At 57.6% G+C, this 14,177-nt stretch carries 15 protein-coding genes; 9 read left to right on the top strand and 6 right to left on the bottom strand.

What is annotated here, in order from left to right; translation table 11 throughout:
* Positions 1 to 20: 20 nt before the first annotated feature.
* The 4 genes from C5F52_RS17890 (at position 21) to C5F52_RS17875 (ending at position 3,128) form a co-directional block, all read left to right on the top strand.
* A complete protein-coding gene (locus tag C5F52_RS17890) occupies positions 21 to 569 on the top strand; it encodes a YcnI family protein (RefSeq protein ID WP_104799718.1) in 549 nt (182 codons plus the stop codon).
* 15 nt (positions 570 to 584) lie between these two features.
* Entirely contained in the window at positions 585 to 1,094 is a 510-nt protein-coding gene (locus C5F52_RS17885) for a copper chaperone PCu(A)C (RefSeq protein ID WP_104799717.1), read from the top strand.
* A gap of 61 nt (positions 1,095 to 1,155) precedes the next feature.
* Positions 1,156 to 1,839, top strand: a complete 684-nt coding sequence (locus C5F52_RS17880; RefSeq protein ID WP_104799716.1) for a PhaM family polyhydroxyalkanoate granule multifunctional regulatory protein — start codon at positions 1,156 to 1,158, stop codon at positions 1,837 to 1,839.
* Positions 1,836 to 3,128 (top strand): FIST N-terminal domain-containing protein, encoded by a 1,293-nt coding sequence (locus C5F52_RS17875; protein ID WP_104799715.1) that lies wholly within the window; start codon positions 1,836 to 1,838, stop codon positions 3,126 to 3,128. Before C5F52_RS17880 ends, C5F52_RS17875 begins: the two co-directional genes overlap by 4 nt.
* A gap of 15 nt (positions 3,129 to 3,143) precedes the next feature.
* Here the strand turns inward: C5F52_RS17875 and tgt are convergent, their stop codons facing one another.
* The 3 genes from tgt to C5F52_RS29730 all read right to left on the bottom strand — a co-directional run bounded on the left by tgt (position 3,144) and on the right by C5F52_RS29730 (position 6,299).
* Positions 3,144 to 4,334 (bottom strand): tRNA guanosine(34) transglycosylase Tgt, encoded by a 1,191-nt coding sequence (tgt, locus tag C5F52_RS17870; RefSeq protein ID WP_104799714.1) that lies wholly within the window; start codon positions 4,332 to 4,334, stop codon positions 3,144 to 3,146.
* Between the two features lie 10 nt (positions 4,335 to 4,344).
* Positions 4,345 to 5,442 (bottom strand): tRNA preQ1(34) S-adenosylmethionine ribosyltransferase-isomerase QueA, encoded by a 1,098-nt coding sequence (gene queA / locus C5F52_RS17865; protein ID WP_104799713.1) that lies wholly within the window; start codon positions 5,440 to 5,442, stop codon positions 4,345 to 4,347.
* An 86-nt stretch (positions 5,443 to 5,528) separates the two neighbouring features.
* Entirely contained in the window at positions 5,529 to 6,299 is a 771-nt protein-coding gene (locus C5F52_RS29730) for a hypothetical protein (protein WP_146100108.1), read from the bottom strand.
* Positions 6,300 to 6,389: 90 nt separating this feature from the next.
* Between C5F52_RS29730 and C5F52_RS17860 the strand changes: the two genes are divergently transcribed.
* Positions 6,390 to 6,635 (top strand): helix-turn-helix domain-containing protein, encoded by a 246-nt coding sequence (locus C5F52_RS17860; protein ID WP_104799712.1) that lies wholly within the window; start codon positions 6,390 to 6,392, stop codon positions 6,633 to 6,635.
* Between the two features lie 18 nt (positions 6,636 to 6,653).
* On the opposite strand, the gene C5F52_RS17855 is transcribed toward C5F52_RS17860, so the two are convergent.
* Positions 6,654 to 7,361, bottom strand: a complete 708-nt coding sequence (locus C5F52_RS17855) for a hypothetical protein (protein WP_104799711.1) — start codon at positions 7,359 to 7,361, stop codon at positions 6,654 to 6,656.
* A 171-nt stretch (positions 7,362 to 7,532) separates the two neighbouring features.
* Between C5F52_RS17855 and C5F52_RS17850 the strand changes: the two genes are divergently transcribed.
* From C5F52_RS17850 to C5F52_RS17835, 4 genes are read left to right on the top strand one after another with little or no spacing between them, the layout of a single operon-like run.
* The gene (locus C5F52_RS17850; RefSeq protein ID WP_161499726.1) at positions 7,533 to 8,711 is read left to right on the top strand and encodes a hypothetical protein; all 1,179 of its coding nucleotides are present in this window, start codon (positions 7,533 to 7,535) and stop codon (positions 8,709 to 8,711) included.
* 30 nt (positions 8,712 to 8,741) lie between these two features.
* Positions 8,742 to 10,916, top strand: a complete 2,175-nt coding sequence (gene recG, locus C5F52_RS17845; RefSeq protein ID WP_104799709.1) for an ATP-dependent DNA helicase RecG — start codon at positions 8,742 to 8,744, stop codon at positions 10,914 to 10,916.
* 4 nt (positions 10,917 to 10,920) lie between these two features.
* Positions 10,921 to 11,883 (top strand): LysR substrate-binding domain-containing protein, encoded by a 963-nt coding sequence (locus C5F52_RS17840; RefSeq protein ID WP_104799708.1) that lies wholly within the window; start codon positions 10,921 to 10,923, stop codon positions 11,881 to 11,883.
* A 9-nt stretch (positions 11,884 to 11,892) separates the two neighbouring features.
* Entirely contained in the window at positions 11,893 to 12,798 is a 906-nt protein-coding gene (locus C5F52_RS17835) for a UbiA family prenyltransferase (RefSeq protein WP_104799707.1), read from the top strand.
* A 74-nt stretch (positions 12,799 to 12,872) separates the two neighbouring features.
* Here C5F52_RS17835 and C5F52_RS17830 read toward each other — a convergent pair whose 3' ends face one another.
* Both C5F52_RS17830 and proC read right to left on the bottom strand, forming a co-directional pair.
* Positions 12,873 to 13,127, bottom strand: coding sequence for a hypothetical protein (locus C5F52_RS17830; RefSeq protein WP_201747042.1), 255 nt, complete (start codon positions 13,125 to 13,127; stop codon positions 12,873 to 12,875).
* 54 nt (positions 13,128 to 13,181) lie between these two features.
* Positions 13,182 to 14,012, bottom strand: a complete 831-nt coding sequence (gene proC, locus C5F52_RS17825) for a pyrroline-5-carboxylate reductase (protein WP_104799706.1) — start codon at positions 14,010 to 14,012, stop codon at positions 13,182 to 13,184.
* Between the last annotated feature and the right edge of the window lie 165 nt (positions 14,013 to 14,177).

Below are 14,177 nucleotides of genomic sequence, written 5' to 3'. Positions count from 1 at the left end.
CCAACTTGAGGTCCTAATTTATGAAATCTAACGCTGCCCTGTTGATCTTGGGTGCGTGGCTTTTGGCGACATCACCAGCGTCGCAAGCCCATGTGGTGTTGTCAGAGCCCCAAGCGGTGGCAGGCAGCTATTACAAAGCAACCCTGCGTGTTGGCCACGGTTGCAGTGGCTCCGCCACCCATGCATTCATTGTGCAAGTGCCTGCGGGCTTTCAAGGGGCGAAGCCTCAGCCCAAAGCGGGCTGGGTTATCGCCACGCGCAAAGCCAACCTTGCCACGCCGTACAACAGCCATGGAAAAACCGTGACCGAAGACGTGGTGGAGTTGCGTTGGACGGCTGCCAGCAAAGACGCGGCATTGCCCGACGACCAGTTCGATGAATTCGCCTTCATGGGGCGCTTGCCCGATCAGGTGGGACCTCTGTGGGTCAAGACACTGCAGACCTGCGAGACCGGTCAAAATGACTGGTCAGAGGTGCCAGCAACGGGCACGAGCACGCGTGGGTTGAAGTCGCCCGCTGCGTTGCTGGATGTCCAAGCCGCGCCTAAACACGAACATCACCACCATTAATTTTTAGGAACTTTGATGAAATTCTCAAAACACTTTGTCGCTGCAGCCTTGACGGCTGCTTGTGCTGCCAGCGCTTTCGCACAAAACGTGACCGTCACTGATGCGTGGGCACGCGCCACGGTCACGGGGCAAAAAGCCACCGGCGCATTCATGACTCTCACGGCCAAAGACAACGCCAAGCTGGTGGGCGTCAGTAGCCCTGCTGCGGGCGTGGCCGAAATTCACGAAATGAAAATAGACAAAGACGTGATGAAGATGGCGGCCTTGCCCAACGGCCTTGATCTGCCCGCAGGCAAAGCCGTGGCCTTGAAGCCCGGTAGCTACCATGTGATGTTGATGGATTTGAAGGACCCGTTGGTCAAAGACAGCACCGTTCCTCTGACGCTGACGTTTCAAGACGCCAAAGGCGTGAAGTCCAAGGTTGAGCTGAAAGTGTTGGTGGGCATGCAGCCACCTGCGATGCCCAGCCACGATCACGGCACGCACAAGCACAACGAACACAACCACGGCGACCACAAACATTGATTTGTCAGCTAAGCGTGGCTTGCGGTTTGGTTTAATGCGATGACACATACAGGAGACAGCCATGACCCAACCCAGCGGTTTCGATTTCACCAAGTTCGTTCCGGGCTTTGATTTTTTGAAAAACCTCACCCCAGGCGGTGCTGCCGCCGCTGCGGCTTCGACAGCGGCGCCGGGTTGGGTGGCCCCCACCTTGGACCCCGAAGAGTTGGAGAAGCGCATTCAAGAGCTGAAGACGGTGCAGTTCTGGCTGGAGCAAAACGCCAAAGCTGTCGGGGCCACCATCCAAGCGCTGGAAGTGCAGCGCATGACCTTGGCCACGTTGAAGGGCATGAACATGAGTTTCAATGACTTGGCGGAGTCGTTGAAGGTCAAGCCGCAAGCTGATGCCTCTGCATTCACGTCCCCCTTCAATTTCACGCCCGCGCCCGAAGCAGCCCCGCAAGCCGCGCCCACCCCCGCGCCAGAGGCGGCGCCTAAAGCCAAGCGGGCCAGCGCCAAGAAAACGGCGGCGGGTGTCGATCCTGCGCATTGGTGGGGCGCCTTGACCGATCAGTTTCAAACCATCGCCAAGCACGCCATGACCGACATGGCGCATCGCGCCAACGCGCACGACACGGCCCACAAAACGGCGGACGCCAGCGGTGCCGCTCAACCCGCACGTCAGGCTAAGCCCAAAGCCAAGCCTGCCGCCAAGCGCGTGCGCAAACCTGCCGCGAAGCGCAGCAGCAAACCCGCCGCACGATGAAGCTCTTTCCCTACGGCCACGCCACACATCCGCAATGGCAAATGGCCGCAGGCTTGGTGCTCGCGCAATTGCGCGCGCACATGGCCTTGCCCGATTACGCCTCGGCCCCGCACTTGGGGCTGCTCTACATCACCGACCATTACGCGCCTGAAGCGACTGAAATTTTGGCGTTCTTGAGCGCCGAATTGCCCGAGGTGACCGATTGGTCGGGCACCGTGGGGGTGGGCATTGCGGCCAACAACGTGGAGTACTTTGACGAGCCCGCGATGTCGGTGATGTTGTGCGACATTGCGCCCGAGCACTACCGTGTGTTCAGCGGTGTCGCACCGCTTGTGCATGCGGGTGTGGGCAGTGCGCGTGGCAGTCGTTTTGAACCGCACACCGCGCTCTTGCATGCCGATGCACAGACGCCCGATGTGCCCGAGTTGATCGCCGAGTTGGCCCAGCGCACCGCCAGCGGTTATGTGTTTGGTGGCTTGGCCTCAAGCCGTACGCAAGTGGTGCAGTTCGCCTTGAACGGCGATGGCAACGTGGCTGGGCAAGGCAAAGCCACGGGCGTGTTTCACGGTGGGCTGAGTGGCGTGGCGTTTGATGCCGACGTGGCCATGATCTCGCGGGTGACACAAGGTTGTTTGCCGGTGGCCAAAGTGCACACCATCACCCGTGCCGAAAACAACTTGGTGCTCGCCTTGGACGGCGAGCCAGCCTTGACCGTTTTAGAACGCGATCTGCAAGTCAATATCGCCGATCGGCAGACGGCCATTCCCAAAGTGCGTGCGACCTTGGTCGGTCTCTCTGCCGCGCAAGATGCGCCGGGGCACCCCGCCATCAAGCGCACGGGAGAGTTTGACGAGGCGGTGTTGGTGCGCCACATCGTGGGCATTGACCCCGGCAAAGAAGCGGTGGCCATTGGTCAACCGGTTGACGCGGGCATGCGCTTGACGTTTTGTCAGCGCAACCCCGCCGCAGCGCGTGCCGATTTGATGCGCATAGGTGCTGAGATTCGCGAGGCCTTAGAGCCCGAAGAAATGACGGCAGAGCTGGCCGACGCTTTGAGCGCTGACACCTCGGCCAGCCCGCATCCAGCGCGGCGCATGGCTGGTGCGATTTATGTGAGTTGCGCAGGCCGCGGCGGACCGCACTTTGGCGGCCCGAGTGCTGAGATGCACATCGTGCGCCGCGCCTTGGGCGATGTGCCGTTGGTGGGCTTCTTTGCCGGTGGCGAGATCGCCCACCAAGAGCTGCATGGCTACACCGGCGTGTTGACGGTGTTCACCACCGAGGCTTGACGCCTCTCCTTTGACTTAAACCCCGCGTGCGCGGTCTGCTTTGAACTTGGCGCGGAACGCACCGAACTGACCTACCTCTAACGACTCACGCACTTCGCGCATGAGGTTGAGGTAGTAGTGCAGGTTGTGCACGGTGGTCAGCATGGGGCCAAGCATTTCGCCGCAACGGTCGAGGTGGTGCAGGTACGCGCGACTAAAGCCACCACTGGTGGTGCCATCGGGACGTGTGTGGCCCGCGCAGGTGTAGCAGGTGCACGTGCTATCGAGCGGGCCGTGGTCGGCTTTGTGGCGGGCGTTGCGAATTTTTAAATCGCCAAAGCGGGTGAACAGCGTGCCGTTGCGCGCATTGCGTGTGGGCATGACGCAGTCAAACATGTCCACGCCATCGGCCACGCCTTGCACCAAGTCTTCGGGGGTGCCCACGCCCATCAAGTAGCGAGGTTTGTTTTCGGGCAAGCGGTGGGGCGTGTGCGCCATGATTTCGAGCATTTGGTCTTTGGGTTCGCCCACGCTCACGCCGCCCACGGCGTAGCCGGGGAAGTTCATCTCCACCAATGCGTCCAGCGACTCTTGGCGCAAGTTGGTGAACATGCCGCCTTGCACGATGCCGAACAAAGCGTTGGGGTTTTCTAAGCGCGTAAATTCGTCTTTGCTGCGCACGGCCCAGCGGCGGCTCATCTCCATCGACTTGCGGGCTTCTGCTTCCGTGGTGAGGTGGCCTTTGGTTTCATAGGGTGTGCACTCGTCGAGCTGCATCACGATGTCGCTGTTGAGCGTGGTTTGAATTTGCATGCTCACCTCGGGCGACATGAACAGCTTGTCGCCGTTGACGGGCGAGGCGAACGTCACACCTTCTTCGGTGATTTTGCGCATCGCACCGAGCGACCACACTTGAAAGCCGCCGCTGTCGGTGAGGATGGGTTTGTTCCAACGCTCAAAGTCGTGCAGGCCGCCGAAGCTTTGCATCACATCGAGGCCGGGGCGCATCCACAGGTGGAAGGTGTTGCCCAAAATGATTTGTGCACCCATTTCTTCGAGGCTACGTGGCATCACGCCTTTGACCGTGCCGTAGGTGCCCACGGGCATGAAGATGGGTGTTTGCACCACGCCGTGGTTGAGCGTGAGCGTGCCGCGGCGGGCGTGGCTGCCCGCGTAGCTGCCGTCTGCGGCAGGGGTGTCTTTGGTGAGAACGTCAAACTTCAACATGGTCGGTCTTTCAAGCGGTTCTTGATGCGGTGGTTTTCTCTAGCAGCATGGCGTCGCCGTAGCTGAAGAATCGGTAGTGGTGGGCAATGGCGTGGCGGTACAGCGCGTGCATGTGCTCGAAGCCAGCAAACGCACTGACCAACATGAGCAAGGTGCTCTTGGGCAAATGGAAGTTGGTGATCAACACATCCACCACCTTGAACGTAAAGCCGGGTGTGATGAAGATTTGCGTGTCGCCACTCGTCAGCCCACTTTGTGCCCAGCTCTCTAGCGTGCGCACACTGGTCGTGCCCACGGCCACCACGCGACCACCGCGTGCGCGACAGTCGGCAATGGCTTGCACGGTTTCGGGCGGGATGTTGTACCACTCGCTGTGCATGCGGTGCTCAGCCAAGTTCTCGGTCTTGACAGGCTGAAACGTACCTGCGCCCACATGCAGCGTGACGCTGGCGCGTGACACGCCTTGCGCTTCTAGGCCTTGCAGCACGCCCTCGTCAAAGTGCAGCGCGGCAGTGGGTGCCGCGGCGGCACCGGGGTGTTTGGCAAACACGGTTTGGTAACGGCGCTCGTCCTCGGCTCTGTCGGCTTCGGTTTCGTGCTGCGCGTCAGCGGTGTTTTGGTGGCGTTCAATGTAGGGCGGCAGCGGCATGTGGCCGTGCTGTTGCATGAGGGTGTGCGGCTCGTCGCTGAACTTGAAGCGAAACAGTTGGCCGTCTTCATTGGGCCAGCGGCCCAAGAGCGTGGCGGTGAACCCGCCGTTGCGCAAACCACCCGCCATGTACATCACGGCACCGACTTGCGGCTTTTTGCTCACCTTCATGTGAGCCACCACCTCGTGGTTGGTCAGCACGCGTTCGACCAAGAGTTCAAGCTTGCCGCCCGTCGCCTTTTCGCCAAACAAACGGGCCTTCACCACTTGCGTGTCGTTGAACACCAGCAAGTCGCCAGCTTTGAGCAGTGAGGGGAGGTCTTTGAATGTGCGGTCGACCAAGTGGGCCGAGCGGCCATCGAGCAAGCGCGAGGCGCTGCGTTCGGAGGCGGGGTGTTGTGCGATCAGCGACTCGGGCAGATGGAAATCGAAATCGCTGAGGGTGTAGGTGTGAAGCATGCGCTTGAGGGCCGGACGGGCCCGTTCCAAGTAAAAACAGCCGTGATTTTCGCACGGCTGTTTTTGGTGTTTTCAGTGCTGAAAACTTATTGCTTTTCGCCAGCCGCCGTTACCCAGTAGTAAGTGCTGCTGGCGCTTGCCATGCCGATGAGCACCAATGCACGACGTGAGCGTCCGGGCATCACGACATAGGTGGCGGCACCTTGTAGTGTTCTTGCCCCTGGGGCACATACGTGACCAGGGGTGCTGCCTGTCGTGAGTGAGAGGTTGTAAATGTTTTTCGCGCTGTTGCGAACTGTGAGTTGTCCTGCAAAGGTACAGCTAGTCGATGCACCAGTAAGAACACCGTTTGCGTCAACCGTGTAAGTGTAGGAATTGGTAAATGCACTCGGGCTGATATATGTACCAGCAATTGTCGCTAAAGACGACGGCTCGTTATACGTTGGGTCAAATGTCAAGCTGCCGGTTCCCGTGTAAGCCGTTCCATTGACAGTTTCGGAAATGTTCACGTTCATGCTGCTTCCCGTTGTGACGGAACCCGTGAACGTGCCTGACACCAGACCCAACGAAGGGTAGTAGTCGCGCATATTTGATGACGTGATGGTTGAGCCTGAAACTGATGCGTTGCCGAAGGTCACTCCGGAGTAATCAGATCCCGATCCGAAGAAATATTCACCACTGTCCAGAACTAAACCAATGGCAGGTGTCGTCGTTCCTGAGCTTGATGTTGTTGTGCCGACCCACACACCTTCTGCCGATTGTTGTGTGGCTGGTGTTCCGCTTCCGCCGCCACCCCCGCCCCCGCATGCCACTAAGGTACAAGTTGAAAAAAGCGCTAAAAATTTGAGTGCGTGCATAAGCATCCTTGTTGAATAAATTTGTCGCTTTGATTTTATATGTGAATTAGTGTGTATGTGAATTAGGCATAAATTGGGACATTCCTATGCGTGAAACCTTCGCTCCAACAATCCTTCGGCCAATGCGTGCGTGCTCTGCGGCAAGCACATGGCATGACGCAGGTTGAGTTCAGTGAAAAGTGTGGTTTCTATCAGACCTACCTCAGCCGCATTGAGAACGGGCAGGCGAATCCAACCCTCAACGCGATGGAGGTCATCGCAGTGGGCTTGGGACTGACGGTGTTTGAGTTGTTTGAGCGGGTGCGCGAGCAGGCGCAGGTTCAGCTGACGTCGTGATGCAAATTTGATGACCGTTTATTTGGCTTCGATATGAAAGCCGCTGGGATATTTTTTGGAAACAGAAATCAGCGTCAAGTTGTTGTCTGGTGCAACTCTGAATACATTTTCTTCGCTGCCGATCCACTGACCCGCAGCGTCGACGGCTGACATGAGCAATCTGAACTTTGCCGTGGTTGCCGTGTCTATTTCAATGCTGTACGTCCATTTTTCTATCCCTGCAGCGGCACCCGTACTGTTGTAACTGGTCAATTGCCCGATCACGCCGATTTCACCAACGCGCGCTGCCTGGGGAAAAACTGCAGGCGTATCCCAATCCCCGCTGTCAGCATTCACCGAGAAGAATGAGTTGCCGTAATCTCGTGAAAACCAGTTGTTTTGGTAGACATTCAGTGTTGCACGAGGGGTTGAGCTGTCACAGCTGTAGTAACGCTCCGTGTAGGACAGTGTGTTTTTAAAAGCATATTTAAAGCTTGTTGCATCGTAGATTTCGACCGGCGTTTGCAGGATTTGAAGAGAGCCTTCGCATGTGCTGTTGGTTAGCGGGAAATGCAGTGTTTTGGTGTATCCCTTCAACACCAATTGTTTCCAGCCACCAGCAATGTCAAAGCTGTTGGGCGACGCTGCTATTGCGCTCGGGTCTTTGCTTGCCCAGTCTTCGCCTCCGCCACAGCCACTTAGAGCGAATAAGGTCGATAAAGTGAAGGTCCAAATTTTGTATTTCATGACATTAATGTAGTTTTTTAGAATTAAAAATAGGTAACAATTGTTTCAATAAAGTTTACTCAGTACTTGTTGCCTATGTCTAACCATCAATTTCTCGTTGCAAGTAGGTGGCGACTCGTCTGTCAACGGTCTTTGGGCGTGTTGGCAGCTCGGTGGCTGGCGTGCTGGTGCTTGTGTGTCTTTGCTGCGGATGTGCCTGCGAAGGTGTTAGACGAAGACGCTGATTTGTTCAGCACACACGTCGCACAGCTGGGGGTTGATGCTTGGCGCCTAAGCCCTAAAACGCCAGAAACTTTGCTGATGTTGCCAACGAATTCGGAGTGGCATTACAAGTCGGTGTCGCCTTGGCTGACCTTTGATGGCCAAATGACAGTGCATCGCAATGCCGTGCTGAGCTTGAAAGTTCGCGCTGATCAGGCGATGGGTACACATGTGGATGAAATGAGTTTGGATTGGTCGTTGTCACCCAGTTTGGGGTTTAAGGCGGGGGTTGTCGGCTATAAAACCAGTTGGTGCCGCACGTACGACGTGGATTCTCCTTGGGTGCGTGAAAACGACCCGTTTTGCATGGTCAAAACGACCAGCGACGCGAGTGGTGGTGCGCCAGGTTTGCAGGTGTACGCGAATGCGCCTATTGGCAACTATCGCGTGCAAGGGGCGGCAGGCATTTATCGCCCATTGCTTCTGAACTACAACACGACCGAGTTTTCGAATGTGCCTTATCCGAACGCGCGTATTGATCGGAACAACAAAAAAGGGTTGTCAATCAGCGCGCAAAATTTGGAGACCGCTACCGAATTCCGCCTCGGGTTACTCAGCGCCGATCAGTCGGAGCATGTCTTTGGGAGTTGGAATACGGAGCCTTTTCGCGTGCATCAAACTTACAACATGGTGTTTGTAGGTGCTGCGTTTTACCTGTCGCCACAAGTGCAAGTGCGCGTACAAACACTGCGACATGACATGTTGTCGAACAACCGATCGGTACCTGGCAGCGTTTGGCCAAGCTATTTGGGCGGTGTTGATTTGGCACGTCGCTCAGATGTGGTTGAGATAAATTATTGGCATTCATCGCAAGACGTTTTCGCTTTTGCGGTGTCGCGTTACACCTACGATAACTCGTACACCGTGACGAATTACCCAGACCCTGGCTACGTCACGGACCGAAATTACTACGTCTACAAAAACAAAAACATGTCCGCCAGTTGGCGTCACGACTGGGCCAAGGGCTTTTATACCGCGGTGCAGTGGAGTTACAACGCGTTAGATTTGTACAACCGAAATATCACCGCATCCCCGAGCCGCGATGCCGGTGGTCATGGTCTAGGTGTGCGATTGGGCTACCAGTTCTAGCGCCAACGCGGCGGGGCACAATCACAGCCCATGCCAGCCGCTAAGCCCACCGTCAAAACAGAAAACAAGCCGCTTTCCGCGCCGCAAAAGGCGCTGCGCAAGCTTGGGCTCGACCGTGACATCGACTTGGCGCTGCACCTGCCACTGCGCTACGAGGACGAAACCCGCATCGTCCGCTTGGCCGATACCCGCGAGGGCGATACGGTGCAGATCGAGGCCACGGTGGTGTCGTGCGAAATTGCGTACAAACCACGGCGCCAGTTGCTGGTGGAGGTGGATGACGGGTCTGACACCTGCACCTTGCGGTTTTTCAGCTTTTACCCGTCACAACAAAAAGCGTTAGCGGTGGGTAACCGTTTGCGATTGCGTGGCGAGGTCAAAGGCGGGTTCATGGGGCGCACGATGATGCACCCGAGTTTTCATGCGGCGGGCGGTGAGCTGCCACAAGCCTTGACGCCGGTGTACCCCACATCCGCCGGATTGCCGCAGGTGTATTTGCGCAAGGCGGTGCATGGCGGTTTGGTGCATGCGGCGCGGCACGGGGCGTTTGCTGAGACGATTCCGCCAGAGTCCATGCCGCCGTCGACGTTGCGTTATGGCACAGGGCGTGAACCGAATGGCGGCCGTGTGGACGCTTGGGGGCTGGCGCAGTCGCTGCATTTTTTACATCACCCCACGCCCGATGTGTCGCTGGCGCAGTTGGAGGACCGTACGCATCCTGCTTGGCAGCGCCTGAAGGCCGAAGAGTTGTTGGCGCAACAGCTGTCTCAGTTGCAGTCCAAACGTGCGCGCGACTTGCTGCGCGCACCTGCTTTGACGTTGCGCCCAGGCGGCTTGCACGAGCAGCTGTTGGGCGTGCTGCCGTTTGCTTTGACAGGGGCGCAGCGGCGTGTGGGCGAGGAGTTGGCCCAAGACCTGATGCGTCAAGTGCCCATGCACCGCTTGCTGCAAGGCGATGTGGGTTCGGGCAAAACCGTGGTGGCCGCGCTGGCCGCCGCCGTGGCCATGGATGGGGGCTGGCAATGCGCCTTGATGGCACCCACCGAGATTTTGGCGGAGCAGCACTTTCGCAAGCTCATTGGCTGGCTTGAGCCCTTGCTGTCGCCGCTGGGCAAACGCGTGGCGTGGCTGACCGGTAGTCAAAAGAAAAAAGAGCGCACTGAAATGTTGGGACTCATCGCCAGCGGTGAAGCCGCGTTGGTGGTGGGCACGCACGCGGTGATTCAAGAGCAAGTGAAGTTCAAAAACTTGGCCTTGGCCATCATTGACGAGCAGCACCGCTTTGGTGTGGCGCAGCGTTTGGCGCTGCGCGAAAAAATGCAAACCCCTGAGTCGTCTGCCGCTGCGGTGCAGCAAGAGCCGCACATGTTGATGATGAGCGCCACGCCCATTCCCCGCACCTTGGCCATGAGCTATTACGCGGACTTGGATGTGTCCACCTTGGACGAGTTGCCGCCCGGCCGCACCCCGATCGTCACGCGTTTGGTCTCCGAGAGTCGTCGCGATGAGTTGATCGAGCGCATTCGCCACCAAATTGACCAAGGTCGGCAGGTGTATTGGGTCTGTCCGTTGATTGAGGAGAGCGAAGCGATTGACTTGACCAACGCCACCGAAACGCATGCCTTGCTGACCGAGGCGCTGAACCCGCCCGGCAGTACGCCCGTGTTGGTCGGCTTGTTGCATTCGCGCATGCCGACGGCTGACAAGAAGGCTGAAATGGCCAAGTTTGAAAGCGGGCAAATGGCGGTGCTGGTCAGCACCACGGTGATTGAGGTGGGGGTCGATGTGCCCAATGCGTCGTTGATGGTGATTGAGCATGCCGAGCGTTTTGGCTTGTCGCAACTCCATCAGCTGCGTGGCCGCGTGGGGCGTGGCGCGGCGGCTTCCGCGTGCGTGCTGATGTACGCCACCGGTGACAGCGGGCGCTTGAGTGAGACGGCCCGTGAACGCCTCAAAGCCATGGTGGAGACCACCGATGGTTTTGAGATCGCGCGTCGAGATTTGGAAATTCGCGGACCCGGTGAGTTTTTAGGAGCCCGCCAATCGGGGGCCGCGCTGCTGCGTTTTGCCGACTTGGCCGAGGATGTTGAACTGCTGGAATGGGCCCGTGAGTTGGCGCCGAAGATGCTGGACCAGTACCCGCGCCAAGCCGAGCAGCATGTGGCCCGCTGGTTGGGTGGAAAATCGGACTTCTTGAAAGCTTGAACGCATGACGCTGACTGAACTCAAATACATCGTGGCCGTGGCCCGTGAAAAACACTTTGGCCGTGCGGCCGATGCTTGCTTTGTCTCGCAGCCCACGCTGTCGGTGGCGATCAAAAAGCTGGAGGAAGAGCTGGAGGTCAAGCTGTTCGAGCGCAGCGCGAACGAGGTGGCTGTCACCAGTTTGGGTGAGGAAATTGTTCGCCAAGCGCAAAGTGTGTTGGAGCAAGCGGCCAGCATCAAAGAGATTGCCAAACGCGGCAAAGATCCGCTGGCAGGGCCTTTGCGCCTTGGCGTGATCTACACCATTGCGCCGTATTTGCTGCCCGCCTTGGTGCGTCAAAACATCAAGCAGACCCCGCAAATGCCCTTGATGCTGCAAGAGAACTTCACCGTCAAGTTGTTGGAAATGTTGCGCACCGGCGAGATCGATTGCGCCATCATGGCCGAGCCTTTCCCAGATACAGGCTTGGCCACCGCGTCGTTGTATGACGAGCCCTTTATGGCCGCGGTGCCGAGCAACCATCCTTTCGCCGCGTTGCACCAAATCAACGCCGAAGAACTGAAGAACGAAACCATGTTGCTGTTGGGCAATGGGCATTGTTTTCGAGACCATGTGTTGGAGGTTTGCCCTGAGTTCGCACGCTTTTCTAGCCATGCCGAGGGCATCCGTAAAAGCTTCGAAGGCTCTTCGCTGGAGACCATCAAGCACATGGTTGCAGCTGGGATGGGCGTGACTTTGGTGCCGCGTTTGAGTGTGCCCAAGGAGGCGCTAGAGCCTCAAAAGCGCAAGAAGAGTGAAGAAACCTATGTGCGTTATTTGCCTATCGTGGATGCTGAGGGCGTGGCGCCACCGACGCGCCGCGTGGTGTTGGCTTGGCGGCGCAGCTTTACCCGATACGAAGCCATTGCCGCGTTGCGCAATGCCATTTATGCCTGCGAATTGCCGGGCGTGAACCGATTGTCGTGAGATCTGGGTATGCGTGAACGCTTGGCTTTGTATTTGGATTTGATTCGTTGGAACCGCCCTGCGGGCTGGATGTTGCTGCTGTGGCCTTCGTTGTCTGCCTTGTGGTTGGCCGCAGGCGGGTGGCCGGGCTGGCACGCGCTGGCTGTGTTTGTGCTCGGGACTATTTTGATGCGCAGCGCAGGTTGCTGCGTCAACGATGTCGCTGATCGTGAGTTTGATCGGCATGTGAAGCGCACGGCACAGCGGCCTGTGACGCGTGGGGCGGTGTCTGTTCGCGAGGCGTTGGCTGTGGGGGCGGTGCTGGCTGCGTTGGCTTTTGTGCTGGTGTTGACCACCAATGCGGCGGCTGTGGCTTGGTCATTTGCAGCGCTGGCGGTGACGCTGGTGTATCCCTATGCCAAACGTCATGTGTCGATGCCTCAAGCCGTGTTGGGTGTGGCGTTTAGCTTTGGCATTCCGATGGCGTTTGCCGTGGTGCATGGCGCGGGCATGGCTTGGCAGACCTTGACATTTCAAGCCTTGAGCAACGTGGTGCCCTGGCAAGCATGGGCGCTTCTTGCGTTCAATTTGTTTTGGGTCCTCGCTTACGACACCGAGTACGCGATGGTCGATCGGGATGACGACCTGCGCATTGGTATGAAGACATCGGCCATCACGTTGGGTCGATTCGATGTTGCCGCCGTGATGGGCTTTTACGCCGTGTACCTCGCGGGCTGGGCATTTCTTTTGGTCGATCAACAGTTGGGCTGGCCGTGGGGCGTGGCGTTGACCGCTGCGACGGCGCAGGCGTTGTGGCACTTTGTGCTTATCCGCGAACGAACCCGCGATGGATGCTTTCGGGCGTTTCGACTCAACCATTGGCTGGGCGCGACGGTGTTTGCTGGCATCGCAGTTGGCTTTGCTTTGCGCGCTTGACGGTTTCAATGCGCCCATGAAAAAAGCGCTTGGGAGACCAAGCGCTTTTTAACTTTCAGAAAGCCAGCCGCTGATTAGTGGGCTTTGGCTTTCTTGGCTTTTTTAGCCTTTTTATGTTTCTTTTTCTTGGCTTTTTTGTCTGCCTTTGGGGCGACATAAGGCTCAGCTTTGTAGGTGGGGGCTGGGGCAGCTTGAGGGGCTTGCACGGCAGGCGCAACTTGCGGCGCTGGAGCGACAGGCATGGTGGCAGGCGCAACGGCTTGTGCTGAAACAGCCAAAGGAAGCGCCAAAGCGGCTACTGAGGCGAGAGAGATGATGAAATTGTTCATGTTGAAAAGTTGTTCAGAGACTTGTGCGGTCATTGTCGCATTGGTTAGTACTGCTTAATCGCCAAATGCTTGGCCCATTTCGGCCGCGCGCTGCTGGGCCGCGACCAATGCCGCTTGGAACTGGGCAGAAATGCCAGCTTCTTGCATGGCTGTGATGGCCGCATACGTGGTGCCGCCTTTCGAGGTCACGCGTTCGCGAAGAATGGCGGGTGGTTCGCTGGCGCTGCGGGCCAATTCAGAGGCGCCCACAAAAGTGCCGACGGCGAGTTGATGGGCTTGTGCTTGGGTGAGGCCCATGTTGACGCCAGCTTCCACCATGGCTTCGATGAAGAAGAAGACATAGGCCGGTCCTGAGCCTGAAATGGCCGTCACGGCGTCAAGCAAGGTTTCGTCATCTACCCAAAGGTGCTGGCCGGTGGTCGCCACGATACGTTCAATCCACTGCTTATCGGCTGGCGTGACGGCTGGGCGGGCAAATAAGCCGGTTTGCCCGAGGCCTACCAAGGCAGGCGTGTTGGGCATTGCGCGAACCACGCGCTCTGATCGCAGCCATTGGGCAATGCTGTCGCTGCGAATGCCTGCTGCGACACTCAAATGAAGCGCCTGTTTGCAAAAACGGCCCGTCTGCAAGGCGGCTTCTTTAAAAACTTGTGGTTTGACGGCCCAAATGACCAAACTCGCTTTTTCTAGTTCGGGCCCTGCTGTCGGGTGTGTTTTGATCTTGAATTCACGTTCAATTCGCTGACGCGCTTCTTCGAAGGGTTCAATGACCAAGATGCTTTCGGCAGGTGTACCTTGCTTGATCAGTCCGCCAATGATGGCGCTGGCCATGTTGCCACCCCCAATAAAAGCGAGGGTGGATGAGGTTGTGTCTGTATGGGGCATGAGAGAGATTGTGTCGCAGACTTTAAAGTGCGCAAAAGGCGACTAGAAAAATTTTGTGAAATAAATTGACGCGGCCCAAATAGTTGTGCCATAATCTGCGGCTCCGCTCAAAAAGCGGAGTTATCTGCCCAAGTAGAAGCGTTGCGAGTGGTTTGCAGCGTGGAT

The organism is Limnohabitans sp. TS-CS-82, assembly GCF_002943475.1.
The sequence above is the reverse complement of the archived record's forward strand: the minus strand, read 5'-3'. Positions and strand labels throughout refer to the sequence as shown.

Coding starts and splice junctions, on each gene's coding strand:
- C5F52_RS17890 (WP_104799718.1), top strand. CDS start 21: ATGAAATCTAACGCTGCCCTGTTGATCTTGGGTGCGTGGCTTTTGGCG.
- C5F52_RS17885 (WP_104799717.1), top strand. CDS start 585: ATGAAATTCTCAAAACACTTTGTCGCTGCAGCCTTGACGGCTGCTTGT.
- C5F52_RS17880 (WP_104799716.1), top strand. CDS start 1,156: ATGACCCAACCCAGCGGTTTCGATTTCACCAAGTTCGTTCCGGGCTTT.
- C5F52_RS17875 (WP_104799715.1), top strand. CDS start 1,836: ATGAAGCTCTTTCCCTACGGCCACGCCACACATCCGCAATGGCAAATG.
- tgt (WP_104799714.1), bottom strand. CDS start 4,334: ATGTTGAAGTTTGACGTTCTCACCAAAGACACCCCTGCCGCAGACGGC.
- queA (WP_104799713.1), bottom strand. CDS start 5,442: ATGCTTCACACCTACACCCTCAGCGATTTCGATTTCCATCTGCCCGAG.
- C5F52_RS29730 (WP_146100108.1), bottom strand. CDS start 6,299: ATGCACGCACTCAAATTTTTAGCGCTTTTTTCAACTTGTACCTTAGTG.
- C5F52_RS17855 (WP_104799711.1), bottom strand. CDS start 7,361: ATGAAATACAAAATTTGGACCTTCACTTTATCGACCTTATTCGCTCTA.
- recG (WP_104799709.1), top strand. CDS start 8,742: ATGCCAGCCGCTAAGCCCACCGTCAAAACAGAAAACAAGCCGCTTTCC.
- C5F52_RS17840 (WP_104799708.1), top strand. CDS start 10,921: ATGACGCTGACTGAACTCAAATACATCGTGGCCGTGGCCCGTGAAAAA.
- C5F52_RS17835 (WP_104799707.1), top strand. CDS start 11,893: ATGCGTGAACGCTTGGCTTTGTATTTGGATTTGATTCGTTGGAACCGC.
- C5F52_RS17830 (WP_201747042.1), bottom strand. CDS start 13,127: ATGAACAATTTCATCATCTCTCTCGCCTCAGTAGCCGCTTTGGCGCTT.
- proC (WP_104799706.1), bottom strand. CDS start 14,012: ATGCCCCATACAGACACAACCTCATCCACCCTCGCTTTTATTGGGGGT.